The sequence below is a fragment of the Maritimimonas sp. 2210JD6-3 genome (assembly GCF_056591795.1).
This window is the reverse complement of the sequence record NZ_JBWQOJ010000044.1, coordinates 1-26,398: the sequence shown is the minus strand read 5'-3', so window position 1 is coordinate 26,398 and position 26,398 is coordinate 1. Positions and strand designations below refer to the sequence as shown.

Here is a 26,398-nt window from a genome sequence, read left to right as displayed (position 1 = left end):
ATATAGTTTATACCTCTGGACTTGCCCAAACCACGATATTTTAAATACAACATCAAGGGCAACAGGATACGTTCCTGCCTTGCGTTAAACCGCTCATAGCTTATCAGGCCAGGAAACAAATCAATAAGGTGCTTGCAGACATATTGATTATAAAAATGTTTAAAATTGGTAAACTGTCCAAAATGAAACAGCAGATAGATGCTCATCATTTCTGAATCAGACAATTTCCCTTTTCGGTTGCGTCTATTTACCGATGAATCCTTTAATAGTGGACGATTTTCTAATTGTGAAGCAAATTCTATGTAAAAATCGTCCATTTCTACAAAGAATTCCGTAACCTTATCTCTAAGCATTAGAAGTGTTTTTATTGTTTAATTTACTGAAAATCAGAAAAATAAACTAACATAAAAACACTTTTTTATTATCCATTATTCACGTTAGTTAGTATATGTGTATATAAATTAGGTTAATTTTCTTAGAAAGTTTCTACAGACATTCTAATATTATCTCTTCAATTTATTGAATTTTTCCTTGATAATGTCGGCTACAGGTCTGTTTTCTATTTTGCTTTCTAGCCACGACAAAATATCTAGATATAAGAAAGATCTTCGCTCATAAGGATCTTCTTCATAGACTTTTAATTTTTCATGTAATTTTTTTAATTCTTTTTTTATTTGATGTGGATAGATACTTCCTAAATTTCTTAAAAAAGAGATAATATCTTTTTGTACCTCATGAAGATCATCCATTTTTAAAAGAAATTTGTAGGTGCTTTTAAGTTGTATCTCTAAGTGATAATCCATGCCAGCTTCATAATGTGCTATCAAACTTAATATTCGTGAAAAACACATAAGATCTTCACGCATTTTAAGAGTTCGATTATTAATAATTATTTCAAGATATTCAATACTCTTTTTATAATGACCAGCTCCAAAATATAAACTAGCTATTTTGTAGTAGAAAAGCATAATGTGATGCTCATCAATTCTATTTTTAAAAAGCTTTATTTCTTTAAGAATTTTATTTGCTAAAGGAAAACCTTCTACAAAAGTACCCTCCATAAAATGAAGGTTTAATTTATTATTATTAATATATAAAAAACTTAATGCTTCGATATTATCATCTTTCGGGAAGGTTTTAGAATTGAGCATAGCTTCAAGACGATGTAAAGATGATTTGAATTTTGTATGATGTCTTAGTAAAAATAAAGACTCTAACAAATAGTGATTTCCTTTAAGAAAAAATACGGGATTCAAATAAATCATAGCTTCATTTTCATAGAAAAGATCCACCCATTTTGTTGCATATTTATAGCTTCCTAAAAAATCTTGAATTAAAAAACTATACCATAAATGAGATTTATACAACCACAACTTTTCTCTAAAACCTAATTTTTCAAGTTCAAACTTTGGGAGTCTATCATGAAAATAGGTGTTAATTACTTTATATTCCTCGTCATTTTTTATATAACCAGTCTTAAGAAGTATGCCGTATAACTGAAGGGATAAATTTGACAGTTTACTAGCAACCACATTATCCATACTTATGGCTTTTGCTTCTACCACCAATTCATCAGCTCTTCCAGTAATACTTCTTGTAATGTATTGAGATTCAATTAATTTTTCAAATTCAATAATTTCATAAGCAATATTTTTCTCTTCATTTTCAATGGCAACTTTTTTTGTTTTATCTAGAATTTTAAGGCTCTGTTTATAAAGTCCTTTATGGTAAAGAATTGTTGCAAAATCTAATTGCTCACGTATTTGAATTCGTATGTTCTTTCGAGAAGGGTTTAAACGTAAACTTATGAGTATTTGTTTGTATAAATGTGCTTTTAGGTTCGAAAGTTGAGTTTTTTTGACAATCTTACTATTTAAAATTGCCTGTTCATCATACTTTAGAGATTTTTCCAAAAAGTTAAATAGTGCTAAAAATTTAGAATGGGTATTTCCATCTAAACGCCCTACGTAAAGTTTAAATTGACGTTTTTCTGATTTAGAAAGTGACTTAATGAGAATAAAAAGATTGTCTTTTTGGGTACTTATCATTGTATTAAAAAACGTTATAATGTTTTGATTATCAATATTTTTTTATCTAAAATCATTCGTTAAACATTGTAAAAGAAAAAAGTCTATGCAATTGTTCCTTTAAACCAAAGTATAACTTTGTTAGTTAATAAAGAAATTTTAATTTAAAAATGACAAATCAGAAGGTTGATATTTTTGATACTACGCTTAGAGACGGTGAACAAGTACCAGGTTGTAAATTAAATACAGAACAAAAGTTAATAATTGCAAGGAGACTCGATAATTTAGGTGTTGATATTATAGAGGCTGGATTTCCTATATCTAGTCCTGGAGATTTCAACTCAGTATCTGAGATAGCCAAAATAGTAAAAAATGCAACTGTTTGTGGTTTAACAAGATCTGTTAAAAAGGATATTAAAGTGGCTGCTCAAGCATTAGAATATGCAAAGAAACCTAGAATTCATACAGGTATTGGCACTTCAGATTCTCATGTTAAATATAAGTTTAACACAACCAGAGATAAAATAATTGAACGTGCCGTAGCAGCAGTTGAATATGCAAAGACATTTGTTGAAGATGTAGAATTTTATGCAGAAGACGCAGGTAGAACCGATAATGATTTTTTAGCTCAAGTCTGTGAAGAAGTAATAAAAGTAGGTGCTACTGTGTTAAATATCCCTGACACGACTGGGTATTGTCTTCCAGAAGAATACGGTGCTAAAATTAAGTATTTAAAAGAGAATGTTAGAGGTATAGAAAATGTCAATATCTCTTGCCACTGTCATAATGATCTTGGTTTAGCTACTGCTAATTCTATTTCTGGAGTTATCAATGGTGCTCGTCAAATTGAGTGTACTATTAATGGTATAGGAGAAAGAGCGGGAAACACTTCTTTAGAAGAAGTCGTCATGATACTAAAACAGCACCCTTATCTTAATTTAGATACTAATATTAATACTTCACAATTATATGAAACTAGTAAATTGGTTTCAGAAAGTATGGGAATGCCAGTACAACCTAACAAAGCCATAGTAGGTTCAAATGCATTTGCACATAGTTCAGGAATACACCAAGACGGTGTGATTAAGAATCGTGAGACTTATGAAATTATAGACCCAAAAGATGTGGGTGTCACAGAATCATCAATTGTATTAACGGCAAGAAGTGGTAGAGCTGCCTTGGCGTATCGTGCTAAAAACATAGGCTATGAGCTTACAAAATTGCAGCTAGATAAAGTCTATGCGACATTTCTAAATTTTGCAGATAGAAAAAAAGAAATTATAGATGATGATATTCACAAAATTGTGAAAACTAGCAAGATCGGCAACTCAATTTTTGCATAGCGACATGGGGAAAACACTATTCGATAAGGTTTGGGATTCGCATGTGGTAGATACTATTAAAAACGGACCTTCAATATTATATATAGATCAACACTTAATACATGAAGTAACAAGTCCTCAAGCGTTCAAAGAGCTTGAAGAAAGAAATATTACCATTGCGAGACCAGATAAAATTGTTGCGACAGCAGATCACAATACACCTACTATAGACCAACATCTTCCTGTTAAAGACGTTTTATCTAGAAATCAACTAAAGCAGTTAACAGAAAACTGCAAAAAAAACAATATTACACTCTATGGATTAGGGCATGAGTATAATGGTATTGTTCACGTAATGGCTCCAGAATTAGGTATCACACAACCTGGTATGACCATTGTATGTGGTGACAGTCATACTTCTACACATGGAGCGTTTGGTACTATAGCCTTTGGTATAGGTACAAGTCAGGTAGCGCAAGCATTTGCCAGTCAGTGTTTGTTGTTGAAAAAACCTAAAAAATTACGCGTAAATGTAAATGGTAAACTTAAAAAAGGCGTACTTCCTAAAGATGTAATTTTATATATAATAAGTAAACTAGGTACCAATTCTGGTACAGGGTACTTTTGTGAATATGCAGGTAATGTATTCGAAGAAATGTCTATGGAGGGGCGTATGACTGTTTGTAATATGAGTATAGAGATGGGTGCCAGAGGCGGAATGATCGCTCCAGACGAAACTACTTTTCAATACGTTAAAGGAAGAGAGTTTGCTCCAGAAGGAGACGATTTTGAAAAGAAAGTTGCATATTGGAAAACCTTGCAAACTGATGAGGATGCGATCTTCGATAAAGAGTATCACTTTGATGCAGAAGATATAGCACCTATGATTACCTTTGGTACAAATCCTGGAATGGGAATCAAAATTAATGAACTCATCCCAGACGAAAAAGATGTCTCTTTTGAAAAATCGCTTGCATATATGGGTTTTTCAAAGCAAGAGACTTTAATACATAAACCTATTAACTATGTCTTTATTGGTAGCTGTACAAATTCTAGAATTGAAGATTTTAGAATTGCAGCAAAGTATATAAAAGGCAAACAGAAAGCTAAAAATGTTAATGCATGGCTTGTTCCTGGTTCTCAGCAGGTTGTAAAACAAATAAAAGAAGAAGGCTTAGATCAAATTTTTGAAGCAGCTGGATTTCAACTGCGACAACCAGGTTGTTCAGCATGTTTGGCAATGAATGATGATAAGATCCCAGAAGGAGAGTACTGCGTATCTACATCTAATAGAAATTTTGAAGGACGTCAAGGACAAGGTTCAAGAACTATTTTGGCCAGCCCGCTTGTTGCTGCAGCCACAGCAGTTGCAGGAAAAATTATAGACATTACTCAAGAAGTAGAATCATTAGAACTAGTGTAATTATGGAAAAATTTAATCGATTCACTTCAACAGCCATACCGTTAACTATAGAAAATGTAGATACAGATCAGATTATTCCTGCTCGGTTCTTGAAGGCAACAGATAAAAAAGGATTCGGTGATAATGTATTTCGCGATTGGCGTTATGCTAAAGATGGCAATTTAAACACTAATTTTGTTTTAAATGATAATCGCTACAGCGGAAGTATTCTTGTTGCGGGTAATAACTTTGGTTGTGGTTCTAGTAGAGAACATGCCGCTTGGGCGTTAGTAGGTTATGGTTTTAAGGTAGTTATCAGTAGTTTTTTTGCTGATATTTTTAAAGGCAACGCACTAAACAATGGTATTTTACCAATACAAGTCTCTAAGGATTACTTAACTACTATATTCGAACTGATTGAAAAGAACCCAGAGACAAAATTTGATGTTGATTTAAAAAATCAAATATTACAAGTAGTTGGAAAACCTATTATTGAAAAGTTTGAAATAGATACATATAAAAAGCTATGCTTATTAAATGGCTATGACGACATAGATTTTTTAGTAAGTAAAATTGATAAAATTAAAGCCTTTGAAATGGCACGTGAATAGTAATTATGAAATTAAACATTGCAGTATTATCAGGTGATGGTATTGGTCCAGAGGTAACCAATCAATCAAAAAAAGTATTAAAAGCTGTTGCACATCAATTTGATCACACATTTTTATTTAAAGAAGCACCTGTAGGTGCTATTGCTATAGATGATACTAAGGAACCCTTACCACAAGAAACATTAAACCTATGTTTAGATTCTGACGCAATAGTATTTGGTGCAATTGGTGACCCGAAATATGACAATGATCCGTCAGCAAAAGTGCGTCCCGAGCAAGGCCTTTTGCAGCTTCGTAAAGCATTAGGCTTGTTTGCCAATATTCGTCCTGTTAAAGCATACAGTGAATTACTTGATAGTTCGCCATTAAAAAAAGAAATTATAAATGGTACCGATTTTATGATTTTTAGAGAGTTAACAGGAGGTATCTATTTTGGTAAAAAAGAGTTAAGTAAAGATGGAAATATTGCTTCAGATTTATGTGTTTATAGTAAAGAAGAGATAGAACGTATAACTCACCTCGCTTTTAAAGCGTCACGAACTAGGCGCAAAAAACTTACATTAGTTGATAAAGCAAACGTATTGGAATCGTCTCGATTATGGAGAAAAGTTGTTACTGAAATAAGTAAGCAGTATGATGACGTAGTTGTTGATTTTTTATTTGTTGATAATGCCGCAATGCAAATTATTTTAAACCCTAATCAGTTTGATGTTATATTAACTGAAAATATGTTTGGTGATATTATTTCTGATGAAGCGAGTGTAATAGGAGGTTCTATCGGATTATTAGCTTCGGCATCTGTTGGTGACAAATATGCTTTGTTTGAACCTATTCACGGTTCATACCCACAGGCAAAAAATAAAGGAATTGCAAATCCTATTGCTTCTATTTTATCTGCAGCAATGTTATTAGAACATTTTGAGTTGTACGAAGAGGCTGAACTTATAAGAAAAGGGGTTGAAAAATCATTAGATTTACAAATAGTTACCCCAGATATAAACCCGAACTCTCAATTTACTACAGATAAAGTTGGTGATTTTATTGCCGACTTTATTCAGTATCCTGACGATACTAATATTAATTTTAAGAATGTTCACATAGGTCAATCAACCATAATTTAATTTTTGTAAAGCTGCAAAATGTAAAAAGTATTTTGTACATTTGAGCATTCAATGAAAAAACAACATTTTAATATCTTGTCAATTAATATTCTTGTGATTACATCACGAGGATAAGGAAGGTATTACACTAAAAACACATTAAGACCTTCCTATTATAGGGAGGTTTTTTAATTTAAGAGTATGAATTTATTAAAAGTCATTATTAGTATAATTAGTATCATTTCGTCGCCGAATTGATATAGGTTTATAATAATTAAGATAAAAGCCTGTATCATTTTCTTGATACAGGCTTTTTTAGTGAATTGAATATTGTAATATTTAAATATTAAACCATTGATTATCAGTATTTAAATGTAGATAATTGATAGTTTAATTTAATTGAGTCTAATGTTTTTTGAATAATAATAATAGCATATAAAATATTTTTGAACTTTAATAAAAGCTTAAGTGAGTAAACCTTTAAATAAATATAGTAAAACAGTAACTCAAGACCCTACACAACCTGCCGCTCAAGCGATGTTGCATGCTATTGGTTTGTCAGATGATGATTTCAAAAAACCATTAGTAGGTATAGCCAGTACGGGTTACGAAGGGAATCCGTGTAATATGCATTTGAATGACCTTGCGAGACTAGTAAAAAAAGGGACTGAGGAAGCTGACTTAGTCGGATTAATTTTTAATACCATAGGGGTTAGTGATGGTATATCTATGGGTACTCCAGGAATGCGATTTTCTTTGCCCTCGCGAGATATTATTGCAGATTCTATGGAAACTGTTGTACAAGCTATGAGTTACGATGGCTTAGTAACAGTAGTAGGTTGCGATAAAAATATGCCAGGCGCTTTAATGGCAATGCTACGCTTAAATAGACCTTCTGTATTATTGTATGGAGGCACTATTGCCTCAGGATGCCATAACAATAAAAAATTAGATGTTGTTTCAGCTTTTGAAGCTTGGGGAGAAAAAGTAGCTGGGAAAATTGACGAAAAAGAATTTAAAAGTGTAATACAAAATGCATGTCCAGGAGCTGGTGCTTGCGGAGGTATGTACACAGCAAATACCATGGCTTCTGCTATAGAAGCACTTGGTATGAGTTTACCTTATAATTCATCCAATCCTGCAGTTGGAAAAGATAAAGAAAATGAATCTATAGCAGCTGGTAAGGCATTACGCTATTTATTAGAAAATGATATAAAACCTTCAGATATTGTAACTAAAAAATCATTACAAAATGCTATCAGGTTAGTCACTATTATGGGGGGTTCTACAAATGCTGTGCTTCACTTTTTGGCAATTGCTAAGGCCGCAGATGTAGAGTTTACCTTAAAAGATTTTCAACAGATATCTGATGAGACACCTTTTTTGGCTGACTTAAAACCTAGCGGGAAATTTCTAATGGAAGATGTGCATCGTATAGGAGGTGTACCAGCCGTATTAAAATATTTATTAAAAAAAGGATTGTTACATGGTGACTGTTTAACAGTCACAGGAAAAACATTGGCTGAGAATTTGGCTAAGGTACCTGATCTTACCGAAGGACAAGAAGTGATTAAACCTTTAGAACAGCCCATAAAAGCAACAGGGCATTTACGTATGCTCTATGGTAATTTGGCAAAAGAAGGTGCTGTAGCCAAAATTACAGGTAAAGAAGGACTATTGTTTAGAGGTAAAGCTAAAGTGTTCGACGGTGAATTTGCTACGAATGATGGTATTAAAAATGGCAAAGTACAAAAAGGTGATGTGGTTGTAATTCGTTACGAAGGACCAAAAGGAGGACCAGGAATGCCAGAAATGCTTAAACCGACTGCAGCGATTATGGGAGCAGGTTTAGGTAAGGATGTAGCATTAATCACCGATGGACGATTTTCTGGCGGAACACATGGCTTTGTGGTAGGGCATATCACACCTGAAGCTCAAGAAGGCGGTGCTATTGCGTTGGTTGAAAATGGCGATTTTATAACAATAGATGCAAATGAAAATTCATTAACCTTAGAAGTATCTGAAGAAGAATTAGAAAAAAGAAAACAGCAATGGCAAGCACCAGATTTAAAAGTTAAACGAGGGGTTTTATACAAATATGCAAAAACAGTATCATCGGCATCGCAAGGTTGCGTAACCGATGAATTTTAATTCCTGTGAAAACAGGAATCTCAAATAAAAAAATATGAGTACACAAACACAAACAATTTCAGAAAAAACTGTAGCGACAGAAACTAAGGTAAATATCACTGGTGCTGAAGCAGTTGTAAAATGTTTACTTGAAGAAGGAGTTGATCTAATATATGGGTATCCAGGAGGAGCAATTATGCCTGTGTATGATGAACTATATAAATACCAAGATAAATTGCATCATGTTTTAACACGACATGAACAAGGTGCAACGCATTCGGCCCAAGGCTATGCAAGAGCTACAGGAAAGGTTGGAGTAGCCATTGCCACTTCAGGCCCTGGAGCCACAAATCTCGTAACAGGTATTGCCGATGCACAAATAGACTCAACACCTATGGTATGTATCACTGGGCAAGTAGCACGTCATTTATTAGGCTCTGATGCATTTCAAGAAACAGATATCATTGGTATTTCTATGCCAGTAACTAAATGGAATTATCAAATAACGAAGGCTTCCGAAATTCCTGAGATTATGGCTAAGGCCTTTTATATTGCACGATCTGGTAGGCCAGGACCTGTATTGGTAGATATTACGAAAAATGCGCAATTTGAAATGCTAGATTTTGAATACAAAAAATGTACTTCGGTACGCAGTTACAAACCAAAACCTAAAGTAGATAAAAAACAATTAGAAACTGCTGCAGAAATAATTAATGCAGCTAAAAAACCAATGATTGTTTTTGGACAAGGTGTGATTTTAGGTGAAGCAGAAAAAGAATTTAAAGCATTTATTGAAAAAGCAGGTATTCCGTCAGCATGGACAATCTTAGGATTATCAGCATTACCAACAGAACACCCACTAAATGTTGGTATGGTAGGGATGCATGGTAATTATGGACCTAATGTACTTACAAACGAATGTGATACCTTAATTGCTATCGGGATGCGCTTTGACGATCGTGTAACAGGAGATCTAAACACGTATGCAAAACAAGCCAAGATTATTCATTTTGAAATTGACCCCGCTGAGGTAGATAAGAACGTAAAAACAGATGTTGCCGTGTTAGGTGATGTAAAAGAGACATTGGCTGCTATACTACCTATGGTGAATTCAAATTCACACCCTAACTGGCTAGAAGAATATAAGAAGTATGATTCTGTAGAATACGAAAAAGTTATCAAAAAGGACTTGTATCCCGAAAAAGATGGACTCACTATGGGTGAAGTAGTTAAAGAAATTAACCTAGCAACTAAAGGTGATGCAATTATAGTATCCGATGTAGGGCAGCATCAAATGATTACGTGTCGCTATGCAAAATTCAACAAAAGTAAAAGTAATATTACTTCAGGCGGATTAGGTACTATGGGCTTCGCACTTCCAGCAGCAATTGGAGCCAAAATGGGAACTCCAGAAAGAGAAGTGGTTGCTATTATTGGTGATGGTAGTTACCAAATGACCATTCAAGAATTAGGGACTATTTTTCAAACTAAAGTACCTGTTAAAGTTGTCGTGTTAAACAATGATTTTTTAGGAATGGTTCGTCAATGGCAACAATTGTTCTTTGACAAGCGCTATGCTTCTACAGAAATGACAAATCCTGATTTTGTAACTATTGCTAAAGGTTATCATATAGAAGCAAAGCGAGTAACGAAAAGAGAAGATTTAGCAAATACAGTTCAAGAAATGATAGCTTCAAAAGACGCTTATTTCTTGGAAGTTTGTGTAGAAAAAGAAGATAATGTATTCCCGATGATACCAACTGGAGCATCAGTTTCAGACGTACGATTAAGTTAATAAATTATGGAACAAGAAAAAATATTTACAGTTTCGGTTTATACAGAAAATAACATCGGTTTACTCAACAGGGTTTCTGCAATTTTTTTGAAACGACATATAAATATTGAAAGTATGACGACTTCAAGATCAGAAATTGAAGAGGTAAATCGATTTGTGATTGTGGCTAAGATGACTGAAAATCAGGTAAAAAAAATTGTCACTCAGCTTGAAAAACAAATTGAGGTAATACGTGCGTATTATCATACGGATGAAGAAACAGTATTTCAAGAATCAGCATTATTTAAAATATCAACAGCACATTTGTATGATGAGTTGATTCAACGAAAATTAAAACTTAGGCAAGCTAATATTGTTACCATTACAGAAGATTTTTTTGTAATAGAAACATCTGGCTCTAAAGCGCATGTAGATAAATTATACGATCGATTAAAACCCTATGGATTGTTACAGTTTGTACGTTCAGGGCGTATCGCCATCACACGAGAGAAAATGGCAATTTCAGAATTATTACAAGAATTTTAAGGTATAAAAAATGGCAAATTATTTTAACGAACTTTCATTAAGTCAAAAATTAGATCAGTTAGGTAGATGTAGATTTATGGAATCTTCAGAGTTTGAAGATGGTGTTAATATATTAATTGATAAAAAAATTGTAATCGTTGGTTGTGGTGCTCAAGGCTTAAATCAAGGGCTTAATATGCGAGATTCAGGGCTCGATATTTCGTATGCGCTTCGTGAACAAGCAATTGCAGAACAAAGAACATCTTATAAGAATGCAACTTCTAATGGCTTCACAGTAGGTACCTATGACGAATTGATTCCTGATGCAGATTTAGTATTAAATCTAACTCCTGATAAACAACATACTAATGTAGTAAACGCGGTAATGCCTTTAATGAAAAAAGGTTCTACATTATCGTATTCACATGGATTTAATATTGTCGAAGAAGGTATGCAAATTCGTGAAGATATTACGGTAATTATGGTGGCTCCAAAATGTCCTGGTTCAGAAGTTCGTGAAGAATATTTACGTGGTTTTGGTGTGCCAACATTAATCGCTGTGCATCCTGATAATGATCCCGAAGGAAAAGGATGGGCACAAGCAAAAGCCTATGCTGTAGCAACAGGTGGGCATAGAGCAGGTGTATTAGAATCGTCTTTTGTAGCAGAAGTAAAAAGTGATTTAATGGGTGAGCAAACCATCTTATGTGGTGTGCTACAAACAGCCTCTATTTTATCTTTCGATAAGATGATTGAAGAAGGTATTGATGCAAATTACGCTGCAAAATTGATTCAGTACGGTTGGGAAACTATTACAGAAGCATTAAAGTATGGAGGTATTACCAATATGATGGATCGCTTATCGAATCCGGCAAAAATAAAAGCATATAACCTTTCAGAAGAGTTAAAGGTACTATTAAAGCCTTTGTTTGAAAAACATATGGATGATATTATGTCTGGCCATTTCTCTAAAACAATGATGGAAGATTGGGCTAATGATGATGTTAATCTTTTAACATGGAGAGCTGAAACTGGTGAAACTACTTTTGAAAAAACAGCGGCAACTTCCGATTCAATTTCTGAACAAGCGTATTTTGACCATGGCGTATTAATGGTTGCTTTTGTAAGAGCTGGAGTAGAATTAGCTTTTGAAACGATGGTTGCCTCGGGTATTATTGAAGAATCTGCTTATTACGAATCGTTACATGAGCTTCCTTTAATTGCCAATACGGTAGCTAGAAAGAAACTTTTTGAAATGAATAGAATTATTTCTGATACTGCAGAATATGGATGTTATTTATTTGATCACGCCGCAAAACCTATGTTGAGTGATTTTATGAAATCTGTAACGACAGAAATAATTGGTAAATCGTTTGAGAGCTCTAACCAAGTGGATAATTCAGAATTAATTGCTGTTAATGATGCGATACGTAATCATGCTATTGAAAAAGTTGGAAAAGTATTGCGTACTGCAATGACGGCAATGAAAACGATAAAAGTTCAAAAGCAAGAAGAACCAGTATTGGCTTAAAATAATGAATACGATACAGAAAAATATATTTGAGTTGGTTGAAGTTAGGAAAGCTGCTGCTACATTAAAAAATGTAGCAGCAGTGACTCCTTTAATGAAAAGCTTTACCTATTCAAATATGTTTGATACGAATGTCTTATTAAAAAGAGAAGATTTACAACAAGTACGTTCTTATAAGATACGTGGTGCTTATAATAAAATCAGTTCTTTAACTGAAAAACAACTTACCAATGGTATTGTTTGTGCCAGCGCAGGCAATCACGCACAAGGTGTTGCATATTCTTGTAAGAAATTACAAATTCAAGGCACTATTTTTATGCCAGCACCAACACCTAAACAAAAAATAGAACAGGTACAGATGTTTGGTGGTAATTACATTAACATTGAGCTAATTGGTGACACTTTTGACGATGCATATAAAGCTGCTAAAGAGAATTGTGAAGAAGCATCAAAAACATTTGTGCACCCTTTTAATGACGAAAAGATAATTGAGGGGCAAGCTACGGTCGGTTTAGAAATTTTAGAACAAACTGAGCAACCAATTGATTATGTATTTGTTCCTGTTGGCGGTGGCGGATTGGCAGCTGGGCTCTCGAGTGTGTTTAAAATAGTATCTCCAAATACTAAGATTATCGGGGTGGAACCCTTAGGAGCACCGTCTATGAAAACAGCTATCGAAAATAATGCTGTGGTTCGATTGCCACAAATTGAAAAGTTTATTGATGGCGCAGCTGTGCAACAAGTAGGTGATCTGACCTTCTCTATTTGTAAAGAGAATTTAGAAGCGATGATAACTGTTCCAGAAGGAAAGGTATGTCAAACGATTCTTGATTTATATAATAAGGATGCTATTGTGGTTGAACCTGCTGGAGCGTTAACCTTGGCTGCTTTAGATCAGTATAGTGAAGAAATTAAAGGTAAGAATATAGTTTGTATTGTAAGTGGTAGTAATAATGATATCACTAGAACAGCAGAAATTAAAGAACGCGCCTTGTTACATGCTAATTTAAAGCATTACTTTATTATTCGTTTTCCGCAACGAGCAGGTGCTTTGAAAGAGTTTGTAGCCGAAATCTTAGGCCCTACTGATGATATTACACACTTTGAGTACACTAAAAAATCAAGTCGCGAACAAGGCCCAGCAGTGGTAGGAGTAGAGCTTAAAAGTGAAGCTGATTTTGAACCTTTAGTTAGACGTATGAAAGTAAATAATTTTTTTGGCGACTACCTAAATAATAAACCCGATTTATTTCAATTCTTGGTTTAAATAATCGAACTTTGTTATAAAACTTTGATAGAATGATAGCTACTAATGATATACCTGAAAAATTTCAGATCAGTTCTTTATTACACCAAGATACCTATTTAATTAATGGTGAATTGGTTAAATGGGATGGTGAAATCTCAAAAGTTTATTCTCCTATACTAACCGAAAATGAAAATGGAGAAAAGTCAAAAACATTGCTTGGCACTATCCCAACCTTAGGTGAAAAGGAAGCGCTAGATGCTTTAGAGGCGGCTTGTAAGGCTTATGATAAAGGACAAGGTCAATGGCCAACAATGAAAGTTGCAGATCGTATTGCATGCATGGAGGTTTTTGTAGAAAAAATGAAAACCAAACGTGATGAAATAGTCAAATATTTAGTGTGGGAAATTTGCAAGACTATTGCTGATGCCGAAAAAGAATTTGATAGAACAATCGATTATATATATGATACGATTGAGGATTATAAAAATATGGATCGTGATAGTGCTCGTTTTCAAAAAAACGGAGGTATTCATGCACATATTCGAAGAGGACCGCTTGGTGTGGTGCTGTGTTTGGGACCTTATAATTATCCATTAAACGAAACTTTTTGCCTGCTGATTCCTGCTTTGATAATGGGAAACACAACAGTTTTTAAACCAGCAAAACATGGCGTTTTATTAATTTCTCCATTACTAGAAGTATTCAAAGAAAGCTTTCCGAAAGGAGTTGTAAATGTATTATATGGTAGAGGTAGGGCAGTAGCATCGCCTATTATGAAAACAGGAAAAATCGATGTGCTGGCATTGATAGGTCATAGTTCATCAGCGAATGCTTTACAGAGTTTACATCCCAAATCTAATAGATTACGATTGGTGTTAGGTTTGGAAGCTAAAAATCCGGCTATCATCTTGCCAGATGCAGATATTGACTTGGCTGTTAATGAGTGTATTGCGGGTACCTTGTCATATAATGGTCAGCGGTGTACGGCTTTGAAGATTGTTTATGTACATGAAGATATTGCCGAAGAGTTTAATAGGCGGTATAGTAAAAAGGTAGATGCGTTGACATATGGTAATCCTTGGGAAGAAGGCGTGAAGTTAACACCTTTACCTGAGCCAGGAAAGGTTGAATATATTCAAGATTTAATTAATGATGCTAAAGCTAAAGGTGCGCAAGTTATCAATGAAAGAGGTGGAGAAGTACTAGATAATTTTATTTTTCCTGCGGTGTTGTATCCAGTTTCTAAAGAGATGAAGGTATATGAAGAAGAACAATTTGGCCCTGTAGTACCTATTCGTACATTTAAAAATGTCGAAGAACCCATAGATGATATTGCTGAATCAAATTACGGTCAACAGGTAAGTTTATTTGGTAAAGATCTAGATCAGTTATCTCGATTAATTGATACTTTGGTAAATTTAGTATGTAGAGTAAACCTAAATAGTTCTTGTCAGCGTGGTCCAGATGTATTTCCGTTCACTGGAAGGAAAGATTCAGCAGTTTCAACGCTAAGTGTACACGATGCTTTACGTAGTTTTTCTATCAGAACATTTATTGCTTCAAAAGACAATGATTATAATAATAAGATCTTAGAAGATTTGTTAGATTCTAAAAAGTCAAATTTTGTAAGTACAGATTATATACTTTAAAACAATATCGCAAAAATAACAGGTGATTTTTGCGATATTCATATAAATCGCTGCAAAACAAAAGATTGTAATATATTTTTATTGCTAATAATTATTTTTTTCTACATTTGTTCTAATGAATAAAGTAAATACATACAATCAATACCCAGAGACTCGCTTTCCCAAAGTGCGCCGTAACTACGTGCGCTAATTGGAGTTTATTGATTATTCATTTTATTTATGACCATTTTCTTGAAACATTTCACTTACATACTGATAGCATATTCTTCGATTACCTTTGGTGATTTTGTAGTGCGTCGTCATTTCCCGCGCCGCCCGTAAGGGTGTTTCCATAATTTAGAACTTAGGTGTGTCCGGTTCTCCTTTCAAAGAAAATTCTCAGATTAACAATTTAAAAAGTATAGCAATGAATATTATAATTGCTGACAAATCACATAGTATATACGCAGATATTATCTGTAAAACCATTTCAGACTCAGCAAATGTTAGAGGTACTGGCATTGCAAAGCGTACACCAGAGTATATCATTTCTAAAATGGAAAAAGGGAATGCGGTTATTGCATTAGATGGTGATACCTTTGTGGGTTTCTGTTATATAGAATCTTGGGGTCACGGGAAATTCGTTGCCAATTCAGGACTCATAGTACATCCCGATTATAGAGGAAAAGGGTATGCTAAAAAGATAAAAAAGAAAGTCTTTGAACATTCTAGAGCGAAATTTCCAAACTCAAAAGTGTTTAGCATTACCACTGGGTTGGCTGTTATGAAGATGAATAGTGATCTAGGCTATAAACCTGTTACTTTTTCTGAGTTAACAGATGACCAAACATTCTGGAAAGGTTGTCAAACCTGCAAAAATTTCGATGTCTTACAGCGTACAGAACAATCCATGTGTTTATGTACAGGAATGCTATTTGATCCAACTGCTAAGAAAAACGGTACTACAGAAGAAGTAAAACCCAATGTGTTCCAACGATTAAAAAGAATAAAACAAGCTAAGTTTTTAAAAAAGAATAAAAAATGAAAAAGCTAGTACTCGCCTATAGTGGCGGATTAGACACATCGTATTGTGCAGTGCATCTCTCTAAAGATCTAGGGTATGAAGTACATGCTGCTAGTGTAAATACAGGTGGTTTTACAGAGGATGAAATTCAGGAAATAGAAACAAAAGCCATACAAATGGGCGTTTCTTCTTATCTAAATATAGACGCCATTTCAGAATACTATCAAAAAGTGATAAAATATCTGGTATTTGGTAATGTTTTGAAGAATAATACCTACCCATTATCGGTAAGTGCAGAACGAATTGTGCAGGCCATCAAGATTATTGAATATGCTAAGAAAATCAATGCCGATTATATTGCGCATGGTAGTACAGGAGCAGGAAACGATCAGGTTCGATTTGATATGATTTTTCAAACACTAGCTCCCGAAATAGAGATTATTACACCTATCAGAGATAAAAAATTGTCGAGGCAAGAAGAGATTGATTATTTGATTGAAAATGGAATTGATATGTCGTGGCAAAAAGCGAAGTACTCTATTAACAAAGGTTTATGGGGAACCAGTGTGGGTGGCGACGAAACCTTAACTTCTGAAAAGCCATTACCAGAAATTGCCTATCCATCACAGCTGCAAAGAAATAATGAAGAGAAAGTAGTACTGACTTTTGAAAAAGGAGAATTCACAGCTTTGAATGGAGAGAAGAATAATCCTGAAAAGAATATAGAATTGCTAAATGATCTGGCTGAGCAGTTTGCTATTGGCAGGGACATTCATGTAGGAGATACTATTGTAGGCATTAAAGGTAGAGTGGGTTTTGAAGCCCCTGCTGCTATGATTATAATTAAAGCACATCATTTATTAGAAAAGCATACGCTTACTAAATGGCAATTACAGCATAAAGAATACCTCTCTAGCTTTTATGGTATGCATTTGCATGAAGGACAGTATTTAGATCCGGTGATGCGAGATATTGAAGCCTTTTTAGAGAGTAGTCAACAAATGGTAAATGGAGATGTAGTCGTTAGCTTAAAGCCCTATCATTTTTCTTTAGATGGTATTATTTCTGATAACGATCTAATGAATGTCAAATTTGGAAGCTACGGGGAAACAAACAAAGGTTGGACAGCTGAAGAAGCCAAAGGATTCATTAAGATTTTAGGTAATCAAAATAAGATATATCAACAAGTAAACTCAATTAAATGATCAAGGTAGGAATTATAGGTGGCGCTGGTTATACAGCAGGAGAACTCATACGACTGATGTTGTTTCATAAGAAAGTACACATAGACTTTATATATAGTACATCAAATGCAGGTAATAGAGTAGATGCTATTCATCAAGATTTGGTAGGATCAACTGATTTACAATTTACCAATGAAATTAAATCTGAAGTAGATGTGTTGTTTTTATGTTTAGGGCATGGTAATTCAAAAGTTTTTTTAGAAAAAAATCAGTTTGCCACACATACAAAGATTATCGATTTGAGTAGCGATTTTAGATTAGAAACCAATAGAAAGTTTCAAGAAAAAGAATTTGTGTATGGGTTACCTGAATTGCAAAAAGAAGCCATTCAAAAAGCGAATTATATTGCTAATCCAGGATGTTTTGCAACTGCTATTCAATTAGCATTATTACCATTAGCGAATAGTGACTTGATTAGAAATGATATCCATATAAATGCGGTGACAGGTGCTACAGGTGCAGGAGTTTCTTTGTCAAAAACAACGCATTTTACTTGGCGAGATAATAACTTTTCATATTACAAACCTTTTATACATCAGCATTTAGGAGAAATTAATCAATCATTACATCTGTTACAGAAAGACTTTGACAAAGAAGTATATTTTTTACCAAATAGAGGAAATTTCTCTAGAGGAATTTTTGCTACGGCATATACAGATTTTGAAAGAAATTTAGAAAAGGCGAAAGCGCTGTATTTATCTTTTTACAGAAATGCTGCTTTTACGCACATTTCAGATAATGAGTTGCATTTAAAACAGGTAGTTAATACCAATAAATGTCTAATTCATTTGCATAAACATCAAAACAAATTACTAATAACTAGTTGTATCGATAATTTGTTGAAAGGTGCATCTGGGCAGGCAGTTCAAAACATGAACTTGATGTTTGGATTTGAAGAAACAGAAGGATTACAATTAAAAGCAAATTATTTTTAATCACGTGTCACCTCGAGCGCAGTCGAGAGGTCTCATTATGAAATAAACCAATAGTATGAAAATAGCCATCATAGGAACAGGAAACTTAGGGAAATCAATAGCAAAAGGATTAATCACTACGAATGCGATTACTAGCTTATATCTTACCAAAAGAAATTTGGAAGAGATTAAAGAATTTGAAGGATATAAGAATGTCTTTTTAACGCAAGACAATGAAGAAGCTGTAAAACAATCAGATATCTTAATTTTTGCGGTACAACCTAGACATTTTGAGAGTATTTTAAATCAAATTAAATCATTGTTAACAGAAAAACATGTATTAATCTCTACCATTACAGGCTATTCCATAGCAAAAATGGAAGGTGTAGTTGGTGAAGATAAGTTTGTGATTAGAGCGATGCCCAACACAGCAATTGCAGTAAGTAAATCTATGACGTGTATTTGTAGCAATGAACAAGGTAAAAATCGAATAAAAATAGCAGAAGCTATTTTCAATAGATTAGGTACTTCTATTAGTATTCCAGAAACACAGATGCAAGCAGCTACGGTAGTTTGCGCTAGTGGTATTGCTTTTTGGATGCGATTAATAAGAGCGACGACACAAGCAGCTATTCAATTAGGATTTGATGCTAAAGAGGCGCAAGAATTGGCGATGCATACTTGTGAAGGTGCAGCTAGTTTATTGATCAATACAGGAAACCACCCAGAGGAAGAAATAGATAAAGTAACAACGCCTAAAGGATGCACTATTGAAGGCTTAAATGAAATGGAACACAAAGGCTTAAGCTCTTCATTAATTCAAGGTATGGTGGCATCTTTTAATAAGATCAATGCTATAAAAACAAATCAGTTATAGATTATAATATGTCATTTCGAATCCCGAAATCTCGGAATGAGAAATCTCGAGATTCCTCAATCGCTCAAAAAATATTGAAGCTCATTTCGGAATGACACAAATAAAAAACTAAAAAGATGAGTAACTTATTTGATGTATATCCATTATTTGATGTTACACCAGTAAAAGGTGAAGATGTTTTTGTTTATGATAATAAAAACAGAGAGTACCTTGATTTATATGGCGGGCATGCCGTAATATCCATTGGACATTCACACCCAACCTATGTAAAAGCTATTAGTAATCAGGTTTCAAAACTTGGCTTTTATAGTAACTCCATCCAGAATCCTTTACAATCACAACTATCCACTAAACTTGCTAAGCTTTCTGGATGTGAAGATTATAAGCTATTTTTATGTAATTCTGGAGCTGAAGCCAATGAAAATGCCTTGAAGCTGGCCTCGTTTCATACAGGCAAAAGTAAAGTAATAGCCTTTAAAAATGGTTTTCACGGACGAACATCAGCAGCTGTAGCCGCTACAGATAATCAAAAGATTATTGCACCTATTAATGCACAACAGGAGGTTGTGTTATTAGAATTAGAAGATTTAGAAAGTGTAGAAAAGGCATTATCAAAACAAGATGTGTGTGCCATCATTGTAGAAGTGATTCAAGGCATCGGTGGTTTAGATGAAGCTTCTTCAGAATTCTATTTGGGTGTATCAGAACTAACAAAAAAATACAATACTTTACTCATAGCTGATGAGATACAATGTGGATTCGGGAGAACCAGTGATTTTTTCGCTTTTCAAAAACATCAAATTGAGCCAGATATTATTTCAATGGCAAAAGGGATGGGTAATGGTTTTCCAATAGGAGGTATTTTAATTCATCCAGATATCAAAGCATCCTATGGATTGCTGGGGACAACCTTCGGAGGGAATCATTTAGCATGTGCGGCATCCTTAGCTGTTTTACAAGTTTTAGAGGAAGAAAATTTACTGGAAAATGCTGCTGAAATTTCAAATTATTTTATTGAAAAGGCAGAAGAAATTGCAGAGGTAAAAAAGATAAAAGGCAGAGGGTTGATGTTAGGGCTAGAATTTGATTTTCCAATCAAAGAGCTACGAGCAGATCTCATTTATAAGCACAACATATTTACGGGAAGTTCTAAAAACCCAAATGTATTGCGGATACTGCCTCCACTAACTATTCAAAAAAAACATATTGATCAGTTTTTTGAAGCATTGAAAAAAACCTTATGAAAAAGTATGCAAACATATCGGATTTAAAAGAGATTAATACCGCTATTAAAGAGGCTCTTGAATTAAAAAAAGATCCGTTTCAATGTCAACAACTAGGTAAAAATAAAACATTGGTGATGTTATTTTTTAATGCGAGTTTACGTACACGATTAAGTACAGAGAAAGCCGCAAAAAAATTAGGAATGGATGTGATGACTTTGAATGTGAGTGATGCATGGAAGTTGGAATTTGAAGATGGCACTGTCATGAATTTAGATAAAGCAGAACATATCAAAGAAGCAGCTCAAGTTATCTCGCAATATGCAGACATTATTGCGGTTAGAGCTTTCCCGACATTAAAAGACAAAGCAAACGATGAGTCTGAAGTTGTATTAAATAGTTTCGTGAAATATGCTGCTGTTCCTATTGTAAATATGGAAAGTGCAACGGCACATCCGTTGCAAGCGTTAACAGACGCTATAACTATTGAAGAATTAAAAACCAAGGCAAAACCAAAAGTGGTGTTGTCATGGGCACCACACCCGAAAGCTTTGCCGCATGCAGTGGCAAATTCATTTACAAAGATGATGCAAACGCAAGATGTCGATTTTTCTATCGCACATCCTAAAGGGTATGAATTAAGTACTGAAATTACTAAAGATACAGCCATTTATTATAATCAAAATGAAGCTTTAGAAAACGCCGATTTTGTCTATGTAAAAAATTGGAGTAATTATACTAATTATGGTAAAGTACTTTCACAAGATTCTGATTGGATGCTCACAAAAGAAAAGTTAGGTGATGCTAAGTTTATGCATTGTTTACCTGTACGAAGAAATGTTGTTGTTGAAGATGCTGTTTTAGATAGTAAGCAATCAGTTGTAATTCAGCAAGCTAATAACAGAACCTATGCTGCACAAGTTGTGTTGAAGAAAATTCTCGAAAATCTAGGATGATGGAAACACTTAAAGTCGTAAAAATTGGAGGCAACATCATCAATGATGAGAAGGCATTAGACGAATTTCTGATGCGATTCGCCAAATTACCATTTCCGAAAGTTTTAGTACATGGTGGTGGAAAACTAGCCTCGAAGATAGCTAAGCAAATGGGAGTAGAGGTGAAAATGACCAGAGGAAGGCGCATAACAGATGCTGATACCTTAGAGATTATTACCATGGTGTATGCAGGTAAGATCAACAAGAATATTGTGGCAAAATTACAAGCGTATGATTGCAATACTCTAGGCCTTACAGGTGCAGACGGTAATAGTATTGTTTCGGCAAAGCGACCTATTAAAGACATTGATTTTGGCTATGTTGGTGATGTAGTTCAAGTTAATCTAGAAACACTTTCCTTGCTACTACATAATAGAATCACGCCCGTATTTTGTGCGATCACACATAATGAAAACGGACAACTATTAAATACGAATGCAGATACCATTGCTGCTGAATTAGCTATTGGATTAGCAAAATTATATACAACAGAATTATATTATTGTTTTGATAAAAGAGGTGTATTGTTAGATATTACTAATGATAATTCTATTATTGAGCATATCGATTCAATTTCCTATAAATCATTACTTAAAAATAAGATCATTGCAGAAGGTATGCTTCCAAAAATGACCAATTGCTTCCATGCCCTGGAGAATAAGGTAGAAAAAGTATGTATAGGAAAAGCAGAAATGTTATTTAATGAAGAATTTAAATTCACAACAATAAAATTATAATGATATGATTAAATTAACATCGATGCAAAGCATCGAACTTCTTTTCCGCAGAATGTGTCGCCAAAACTATGAAATCCAGGAAGGCAAAGTTTGACGCATAGTTTTGGTGAAGAGTTTTTCCAATAAATATTGGAAAAAATTCCTCGGAAAAGTGTCATTTCTTTTGGTTCGTTTTCTTTGGACAAGCAAAGAAAATAAATAGAACAAAAAATAAATCTAGTATGCTGAATATTAAAGAATTAACAACTAAATCTATAGAGCTCCTAAAAAAGCTAATTGCTACGCCCTCTTTTTCTTCAGAAGAAGCTAAAACAGCAACACTTCTTGAGCAATGGTTTATTGAACATAACATGTCGTATAAAAGAAACCAAAATAACGTATGGGCTACAAATAAACATTTCGATGCTTCCAAACCAACCTTGTTATTAAACTCACATCATGATACGGTAAAGCCTAATAATGGATATACCAAAGATCCATTTCAGCCTGTGGTAGAAGATGGTAAGTTGTTTGGTTTGGGTAGTAATGATGCAGGTGGTGCCTTGGTGTCTTTGTTGGCGACCTTTACCTTTTTTTATAAGCAATCTGATTTAAATTATAATTTAGTGTATGTCGCTTCCGCGGAAGAAGAGAGTAGTGGAGAGAATGGTTTGAACAGTATGCTGTCTATTATTCCTAAGGTTGATGTGGCCATCGTAGGAGAACCCACTTTAATGCAACTCGCGATTGCTGAAAAAGGATTGGTTGTTTTTGATGCCGTAGTAAAAGGGACACCAAGCCATGCGGCGCATCCTAATAATAATAATGCCATTTATAATACAATTAATGTATTACAATGGTTTCAGCAATATCAATTTGAAAAAACATCAAAAGTATTGGCTGACGTTAAGATGACAGTTACGCAGATAAATGCAGGCAAACAACACAACGCAGTGCCTGCCGATGTAAAATTAGTAGTAGATGTACGTGTAAATGATCAATATTCGAACGCTGAGATTGCAGAAATCCTTAAAAAGGAATCACCTTGCGATAGTATTGAACCAAGAAGTTTACGATTGAATTCGTCATCTATTGCTAAAGATCATGCTTTAGTACAGGCAGGAATCGCATTAGGTAGAAAAACCTACGGTTCACCAACATTATCAGATCAAGCCGTATTGAGTTGTCCATCACTTAAGTTAGGGCCAGGTGATAGTACTCGCTCGCATACCGCAGATGAGTTTATTTATATTGACGAAATAAAAGAAGGCATACAATTATATATTGATTTATTGAATATGGTGATTATCAGTATTTAATAATAAATCATTGTGAGGAACGAAGTGACGTGGCAACCTTTAATAGATTGCTTCATTCCATTCGCAATGACATAAAATAAAGTAAATTATCATTCCGTAAAATATCACCTCAAGTAGAGGCTCGAAGTTAATACGGAATTTATCTAATAGTAACTTAAAACAAGAAAGTAGAGATTTCTGCTTTCGTAGAAAATGATATGAAACTCTGGGATAAAGGATTCTCCATCGATCAAAAAATAGAACAGTTTACCGTAGGGAATGACCGTGAAATTGATGTACATATTGCTAGATATGATGTGCAGGCATCTTTAGCACATGCTAAAATGTTAGCACATATTGGTTTGATAACTAATAAAGAATTAAAGGTATTAGAAAAAGGTTTAACTGATTTACAAGAACAAATTGATAACGGAACATTTCTTATAGAAAAGCAGTTCGAAGATGTTCATTCAAAAATAGAATTTGAACTCACTAAGAAATATGGAGAAGTAGGCAAAAAGATTCACACAGCACGATCTCGAAATGATCAAGTATTGGTGGCCTTACAATTATATTATAAAGAACAATTACATTCCATTCAATCTAAAACAAAGACACTCTTTGATACACTTCTAAAACTAGCTGAGAACTATCAAGATAAATTGTTACCAGGCTATACGCATTTACAAGTGGCAATGCCGTCTTCGTTTGGCTTATGGTTTTCAGCTTACGCTGAATTGTTAATTGATGATGTCTATCTCTTACATGCTACTCAAAAAATAGTAGATCAAAACCCACTGGGTTCTGCAGCTGGATATGGGAGTTCTTTTCCAATCGATAGAGAATTTACAACCAAAGAATTAGACTTTAAAACCTTAAAATACAATGTAGTAGCGGCACAGTTGGGTAGAGGTAAAAATGAACGCACAATTGCCACGGCTTTAGGTAGTTTAGCAAATACTTTGAGCAGATTTGCGATGGATATCTGCTTGTATATGAGTCAGAATTTCGATTTTATTTCCTTTCCAAATGAATTGACAACAGGTAGTAGCATTATGCCGCATAAAAAAAACCCTGATGTATTTGAATTAATTCGTGGTAAGTGTAATAAGATCCAAGCATTGCATACGGAAATGATTTTGATTACTAATAACCTATCTAGTGGTTATCATCGTGATTTTCAGTTGTTAAAAGAAAATATAATCAATGGTATTACAGACATGTTAACGATACTTGATATTTTTAATTACAGCATTCAACAGGTTATTGTAAAAGATATACATGTATATGATGAAAAATATAAATACCTCTTTACGGTTGATAATATCAACACCTTGGTTGAACGCGGGCTTTCTTTTAGAGAAGCCTACCAACAAATAGCACAGCAGATACAAAAAGGGGAATATCAGCCAGATACTTCAAAAAAACATAGTCATCTAGGGAGTATTCATAATTTATGTTTAGAAGCGATACAAGCAAAGTTTCCTAAAAAATAAATAGTAAATTTGTATAAACCATATAGAATATAAGTGTAATACACTTATATTATAGTTGGCATTCATTTATAAGTCACAAAAAAACAAATACGAAAATGAAAAAAGTCCTTTTATTATTAACAATTTATATGGTTATTTCTTGTAATAAAGAATCTGATGAAACAATTATAACCAATAGTACAATTATTCAATCAGTAAAAATAAGAGTTCCAATAGGTCCTTCGGGTTCGCCTACAACAGTTTATGGAGAATTTGATACTTCTCCTTTAAGACAGCATCTAAACAATACAAATAATATTCGAAGTATTACTGTAAACTCTGTAGTATATCGGTTTAAAAACCTTAATAGTATTGACAATATATTGTTACATTATTACTCAATAGATTTTAATGGAATAGAAATTGAAAATATTACAAATCAAACTGATTTATTACAAGCAATTAATCAAAATACTATTTTTCAAATAGAGAATCAAGAACTTTTTGAACGTTTGGCTAAAGGAATATTAATTAATCCTTCAGTTTCGGTTTCATCAGAAGGATCATTTCAATGGGATGGAAGTCCAAATAATTTTGAAATTGAAGTTGCTATAAACGTGGATGTATCAACAAACTCTTAATTTTGATTTAAGGACATACTGAAAAGAAAACGAAATGCCAACAATGGCTATAATTCATTGTGGTTTTGTGCCACACCAAAATAAAAGTATAAATCAAACGGCTGGATTTCGGCGGAATAATCCTGCGGATGATTCCACAACGAAATCATAGCCTAGACCGTTGTAAAACATTTGAATGAAAATCAGAAGTATAACATTTAAGCCACCTGAACCCAAACTGAAAGTCATTAAATCAGTTACAGTTTATCTGTCCGAAAAGCACTCTGAAATTATCATTGCACCTATTTCTAAAGAACCAAAAGCTGGCTATCATTATGAACAAAAGGATTGTGAAGTAATTGAGTTGAACTCTTCAATGGAAATTATTGGAAAAGCCATTAAACGGAATTTCGACAAATTTAATATTGCGGAAAAAAAAGCTGGAATGGGAAAAAAATCTGATTGGCCTGCTTTTAAAGCAAGTAAAGAAAAGTCAATGCGTAGATTTGAGGAAAAGTACAGAAGAATTTCAATACGTGGACTGACAGATAGGAATAGTACTTTGAGAATAGAAACGGTATTGAATTTACCAATTGAAATTGATTTGACAAGTACAATTTCTGCTCATTGTGAACCATCAGAACTAGGAAATAGAATATTAAAAATGTTTCGTTCGGAAATAACTGAACGGAAATAAAAAAAAAACGTTTTAC

The 26,398-nt window shown here is 33.8% G+C and carries 22 protein-coding genes and 1 pseudogene; 21 read left to right on the top strand and 2 right to left on the bottom strand.

Annotated elements, in window-relative coordinates; all coding sequences use genetic code 11:
- Positions 1 to 353, bottom strand: a pseudogene (locus AC1EUY_RS14310) (IS982 family transposase); the annotation flags it as partial.
- Positions 354 to 503: 150 nt separating this feature from the next.
- The gene (locus AC1EUY_RS14305) at positions 504 to 2,048 is read right to left on the bottom strand and encodes a hypothetical protein (RefSeq protein WP_480196232.1); all 1,545 of its coding nucleotides are present in this window, start codon (positions 2,046 to 2,048) and stop codon (positions 504 to 506) included.
- Positions 2,049 to 2,197: 149 nt separating this feature from the next.
- On the opposite strand from AC1EUY_RS14305, the gene AC1EUY_RS14300 reads away from it, so the two are divergent.
- From AC1EUY_RS14300 to AC1EUY_RS14200, 21 genes are all read left to right on the top strand, one after another.
- Complete coding sequence (locus AC1EUY_RS14300) at positions 2,198 to 3,370, top strand: 2-isopropylmalate synthase (protein ID WP_480196231.1); 1,173 nt, start codon at positions 2,198 to 2,200, stop codon at positions 3,368 to 3,370.
- A gap of 4 nt (positions 3,371 to 3,374) precedes the next feature.
- A complete protein-coding gene (gene leuC, locus AC1EUY_RS14295; RefSeq protein ID WP_480196230.1) occupies positions 3,375 to 4,772 on the top strand; it encodes a 3-isopropylmalate dehydratase large subunit in 1,398 nt (465 codons plus the stop codon).
- Positions 4,773 to 4,774: 2 nt separating this feature from the next.
- A complete protein-coding gene (leuD, locus tag AC1EUY_RS14290) occupies positions 4,775 to 5,362 on the top strand; it encodes a 3-isopropylmalate dehydratase small subunit (protein ID WP_480196229.1) in 588 nt (195 codons plus the stop codon).
- Positions 5,363 to 5,367: 5 nt separating this feature from the next.
- On the top strand, positions 5,368 to 6,483 hold the full coding sequence (leuB, locus tag AC1EUY_RS14285; protein ID WP_480196228.1) for a 3-isopropylmalate dehydrogenase: 1,116 nt from the start codon (positions 5,368 to 5,370) through the stop codon (positions 6,481 to 6,483).
- A gap of 447 nt (positions 6,484 to 6,930) precedes the next feature.
- Positions 6,931 to 8,613: a dihydroxy-acid dehydratase gene (gene ilvD / locus AC1EUY_RS14280; protein WP_480196227.1), complete on the top strand. Its 1,683-nt coding sequence runs from the start codon at positions 6,931 to 6,933 to the stop codon at positions 8,611 to 8,613.
- 34 nt (positions 8,614 to 8,647) lie between these two features.
- Complete coding sequence (ilvB, locus tag AC1EUY_RS14275; protein ID WP_480196226.1) at positions 8,648 to 10,387, top strand: biosynthetic-type acetolactate synthase large subunit; 1,740 nt, start codon at positions 8,648 to 8,650, stop codon at positions 10,385 to 10,387.
- A gap of 6 nt (positions 10,388 to 10,393) precedes the next feature.
- Positions 10,394 to 10,912, top strand: a complete 519-nt coding sequence (gene ilvN / locus AC1EUY_RS14270) for an acetolactate synthase small subunit (RefSeq protein WP_480196225.1) — start codon at positions 10,394 to 10,396, stop codon at positions 10,910 to 10,912.
- Positions 10,913 to 10,922: 10 nt separating this feature from the next.
- Complete coding sequence (gene ilvC / locus AC1EUY_RS14265) at positions 10,923 to 12,422, top strand: ketol-acid reductoisomerase (protein ID WP_480196224.1); 1,500 nt, start codon at positions 10,923 to 10,925, stop codon at positions 12,420 to 12,422.
- Between the two features lie 4 nt (positions 12,423 to 12,426).
- Positions 12,427 to 13,689, top strand: a complete 1,263-nt coding sequence (gene ilvA, locus AC1EUY_RS14260) for a threonine ammonia-lyase IlvA (protein ID WP_480196223.1) — start codon at positions 12,427 to 12,429, stop codon at positions 13,687 to 13,689.
- A 32-nt stretch (positions 13,690 to 13,721) separates the two neighbouring features.
- Positions 13,722 to 15,320, top strand: coding sequence for an NADP-dependent glyceraldehyde-3-phosphate dehydrogenase (locus AC1EUY_RS14255; RefSeq protein WP_480196222.1), 1,599 nt, complete (start codon positions 13,722 to 13,724; stop codon positions 15,318 to 15,320).
- 406 nt (positions 15,321 to 15,726) lie between these two features.
- The gene (locus AC1EUY_RS14250; RefSeq protein ID WP_480196221.1) at positions 15,727 to 16,344 is read left to right on the top strand and encodes a GNAT family N-acetyltransferase; all 618 of its coding nucleotides are present in this window, start codon (positions 15,727 to 15,729) and stop codon (positions 16,342 to 16,344) included.
- Positions 16,341 to 17,528, top strand: coding sequence for an argininosuccinate synthase (gene argG / locus AC1EUY_RS14245; protein WP_480196220.1), 1,188 nt, complete (start codon positions 16,341 to 16,343; stop codon positions 17,526 to 17,528). The genes AC1EUY_RS14250 and argG overlap by 4 nt, the downstream gene beginning before the upstream one ends.
- On the top strand, positions 17,525 to 18,502 hold the full coding sequence (gene argC / locus AC1EUY_RS14240; RefSeq protein WP_480196219.1) for an N-acetyl-gamma-glutamyl-phosphate reductase: 978 nt from the start codon (positions 17,525 to 17,527) through the stop codon (positions 18,500 to 18,502). The genes argG and argC overlap by 4 nt, the downstream gene beginning before the upstream one ends.
- Positions 18,503 to 18,557: 55 nt before the next feature.
- Entirely contained in the window at positions 18,558 to 19,358 is an 801-nt protein-coding gene (gene proC, locus AC1EUY_RS14235; protein ID WP_480196218.1) for a pyrroline-5-carboxylate reductase, read from the top strand.
- Positions 19,359 to 19,474: 116 nt separating this feature from the next.
- Complete coding sequence (locus tag AC1EUY_RS14230) at positions 19,475 to 20,602, top strand: aspartate aminotransferase family protein (RefSeq protein WP_480196217.1); 1,128 nt, start codon at positions 19,475 to 19,477, stop codon at positions 20,600 to 20,602.
- Entirely contained in the window at positions 20,599 to 21,537 is a 939-nt protein-coding gene (locus tag AC1EUY_RS14225; RefSeq protein ID WP_480196216.1) for a Rossmann-fold NAD(P)-binding domain-containing protein, read from the top strand. The genes AC1EUY_RS14230 and AC1EUY_RS14225 overlap by 4 nt, the downstream gene beginning before the upstream one ends.
- Positions 21,537 to 22,313 carry an acetylglutamate kinase gene (argB, locus tag AC1EUY_RS14220; protein WP_480196215.1) on the top strand — a complete coding sequence of 259 codons (777 nt, stop codon included), beginning with the start codon at positions 21,537 to 21,539 and terminating at the stop codon, positions 22,311 to 22,313. Before AC1EUY_RS14225 ends, argB begins: the two co-directional genes overlap by 1 nt.
- A gap of 221 nt (positions 22,314 to 22,534) precedes the next feature.
- Entirely contained in the window at positions 22,535 to 23,611 is a 1,077-nt protein-coding gene (locus AC1EUY_RS14215) for a M20 family metallo-hydrolase (protein ID WP_480196214.1), read from the top strand.
- 197 nt (positions 23,612 to 23,808) lie between these two features.
- Positions 23,809 to 25,086, top strand: a complete 1,278-nt coding sequence (gene argH / locus AC1EUY_RS14210; RefSeq protein ID WP_480196213.1) for an argininosuccinate lyase — start codon at positions 23,809 to 23,811, stop codon at positions 25,084 to 25,086.
- Positions 25,087 to 25,181: 95 nt separating this feature from the next.
- Positions 25,182 to 25,706, top strand: a complete 525-nt coding sequence (locus AC1EUY_RS14205; RefSeq protein WP_480196212.1) for a hypothetical protein — start codon at positions 25,182 to 25,184, stop codon at positions 25,704 to 25,706.
- A gap of 175 nt (positions 25,707 to 25,881) precedes the next feature.
- The gene (locus tag AC1EUY_RS14200) at positions 25,882 to 26,382 is read left to right on the top strand and encodes a hypothetical protein (RefSeq protein WP_480196211.1); all 501 of its coding nucleotides are present in this window, start codon (positions 25,882 to 25,884) and stop codon (positions 26,380 to 26,382) included.
- Positions 26,383 to 26,398 lie beyond the last annotated feature (16 nt).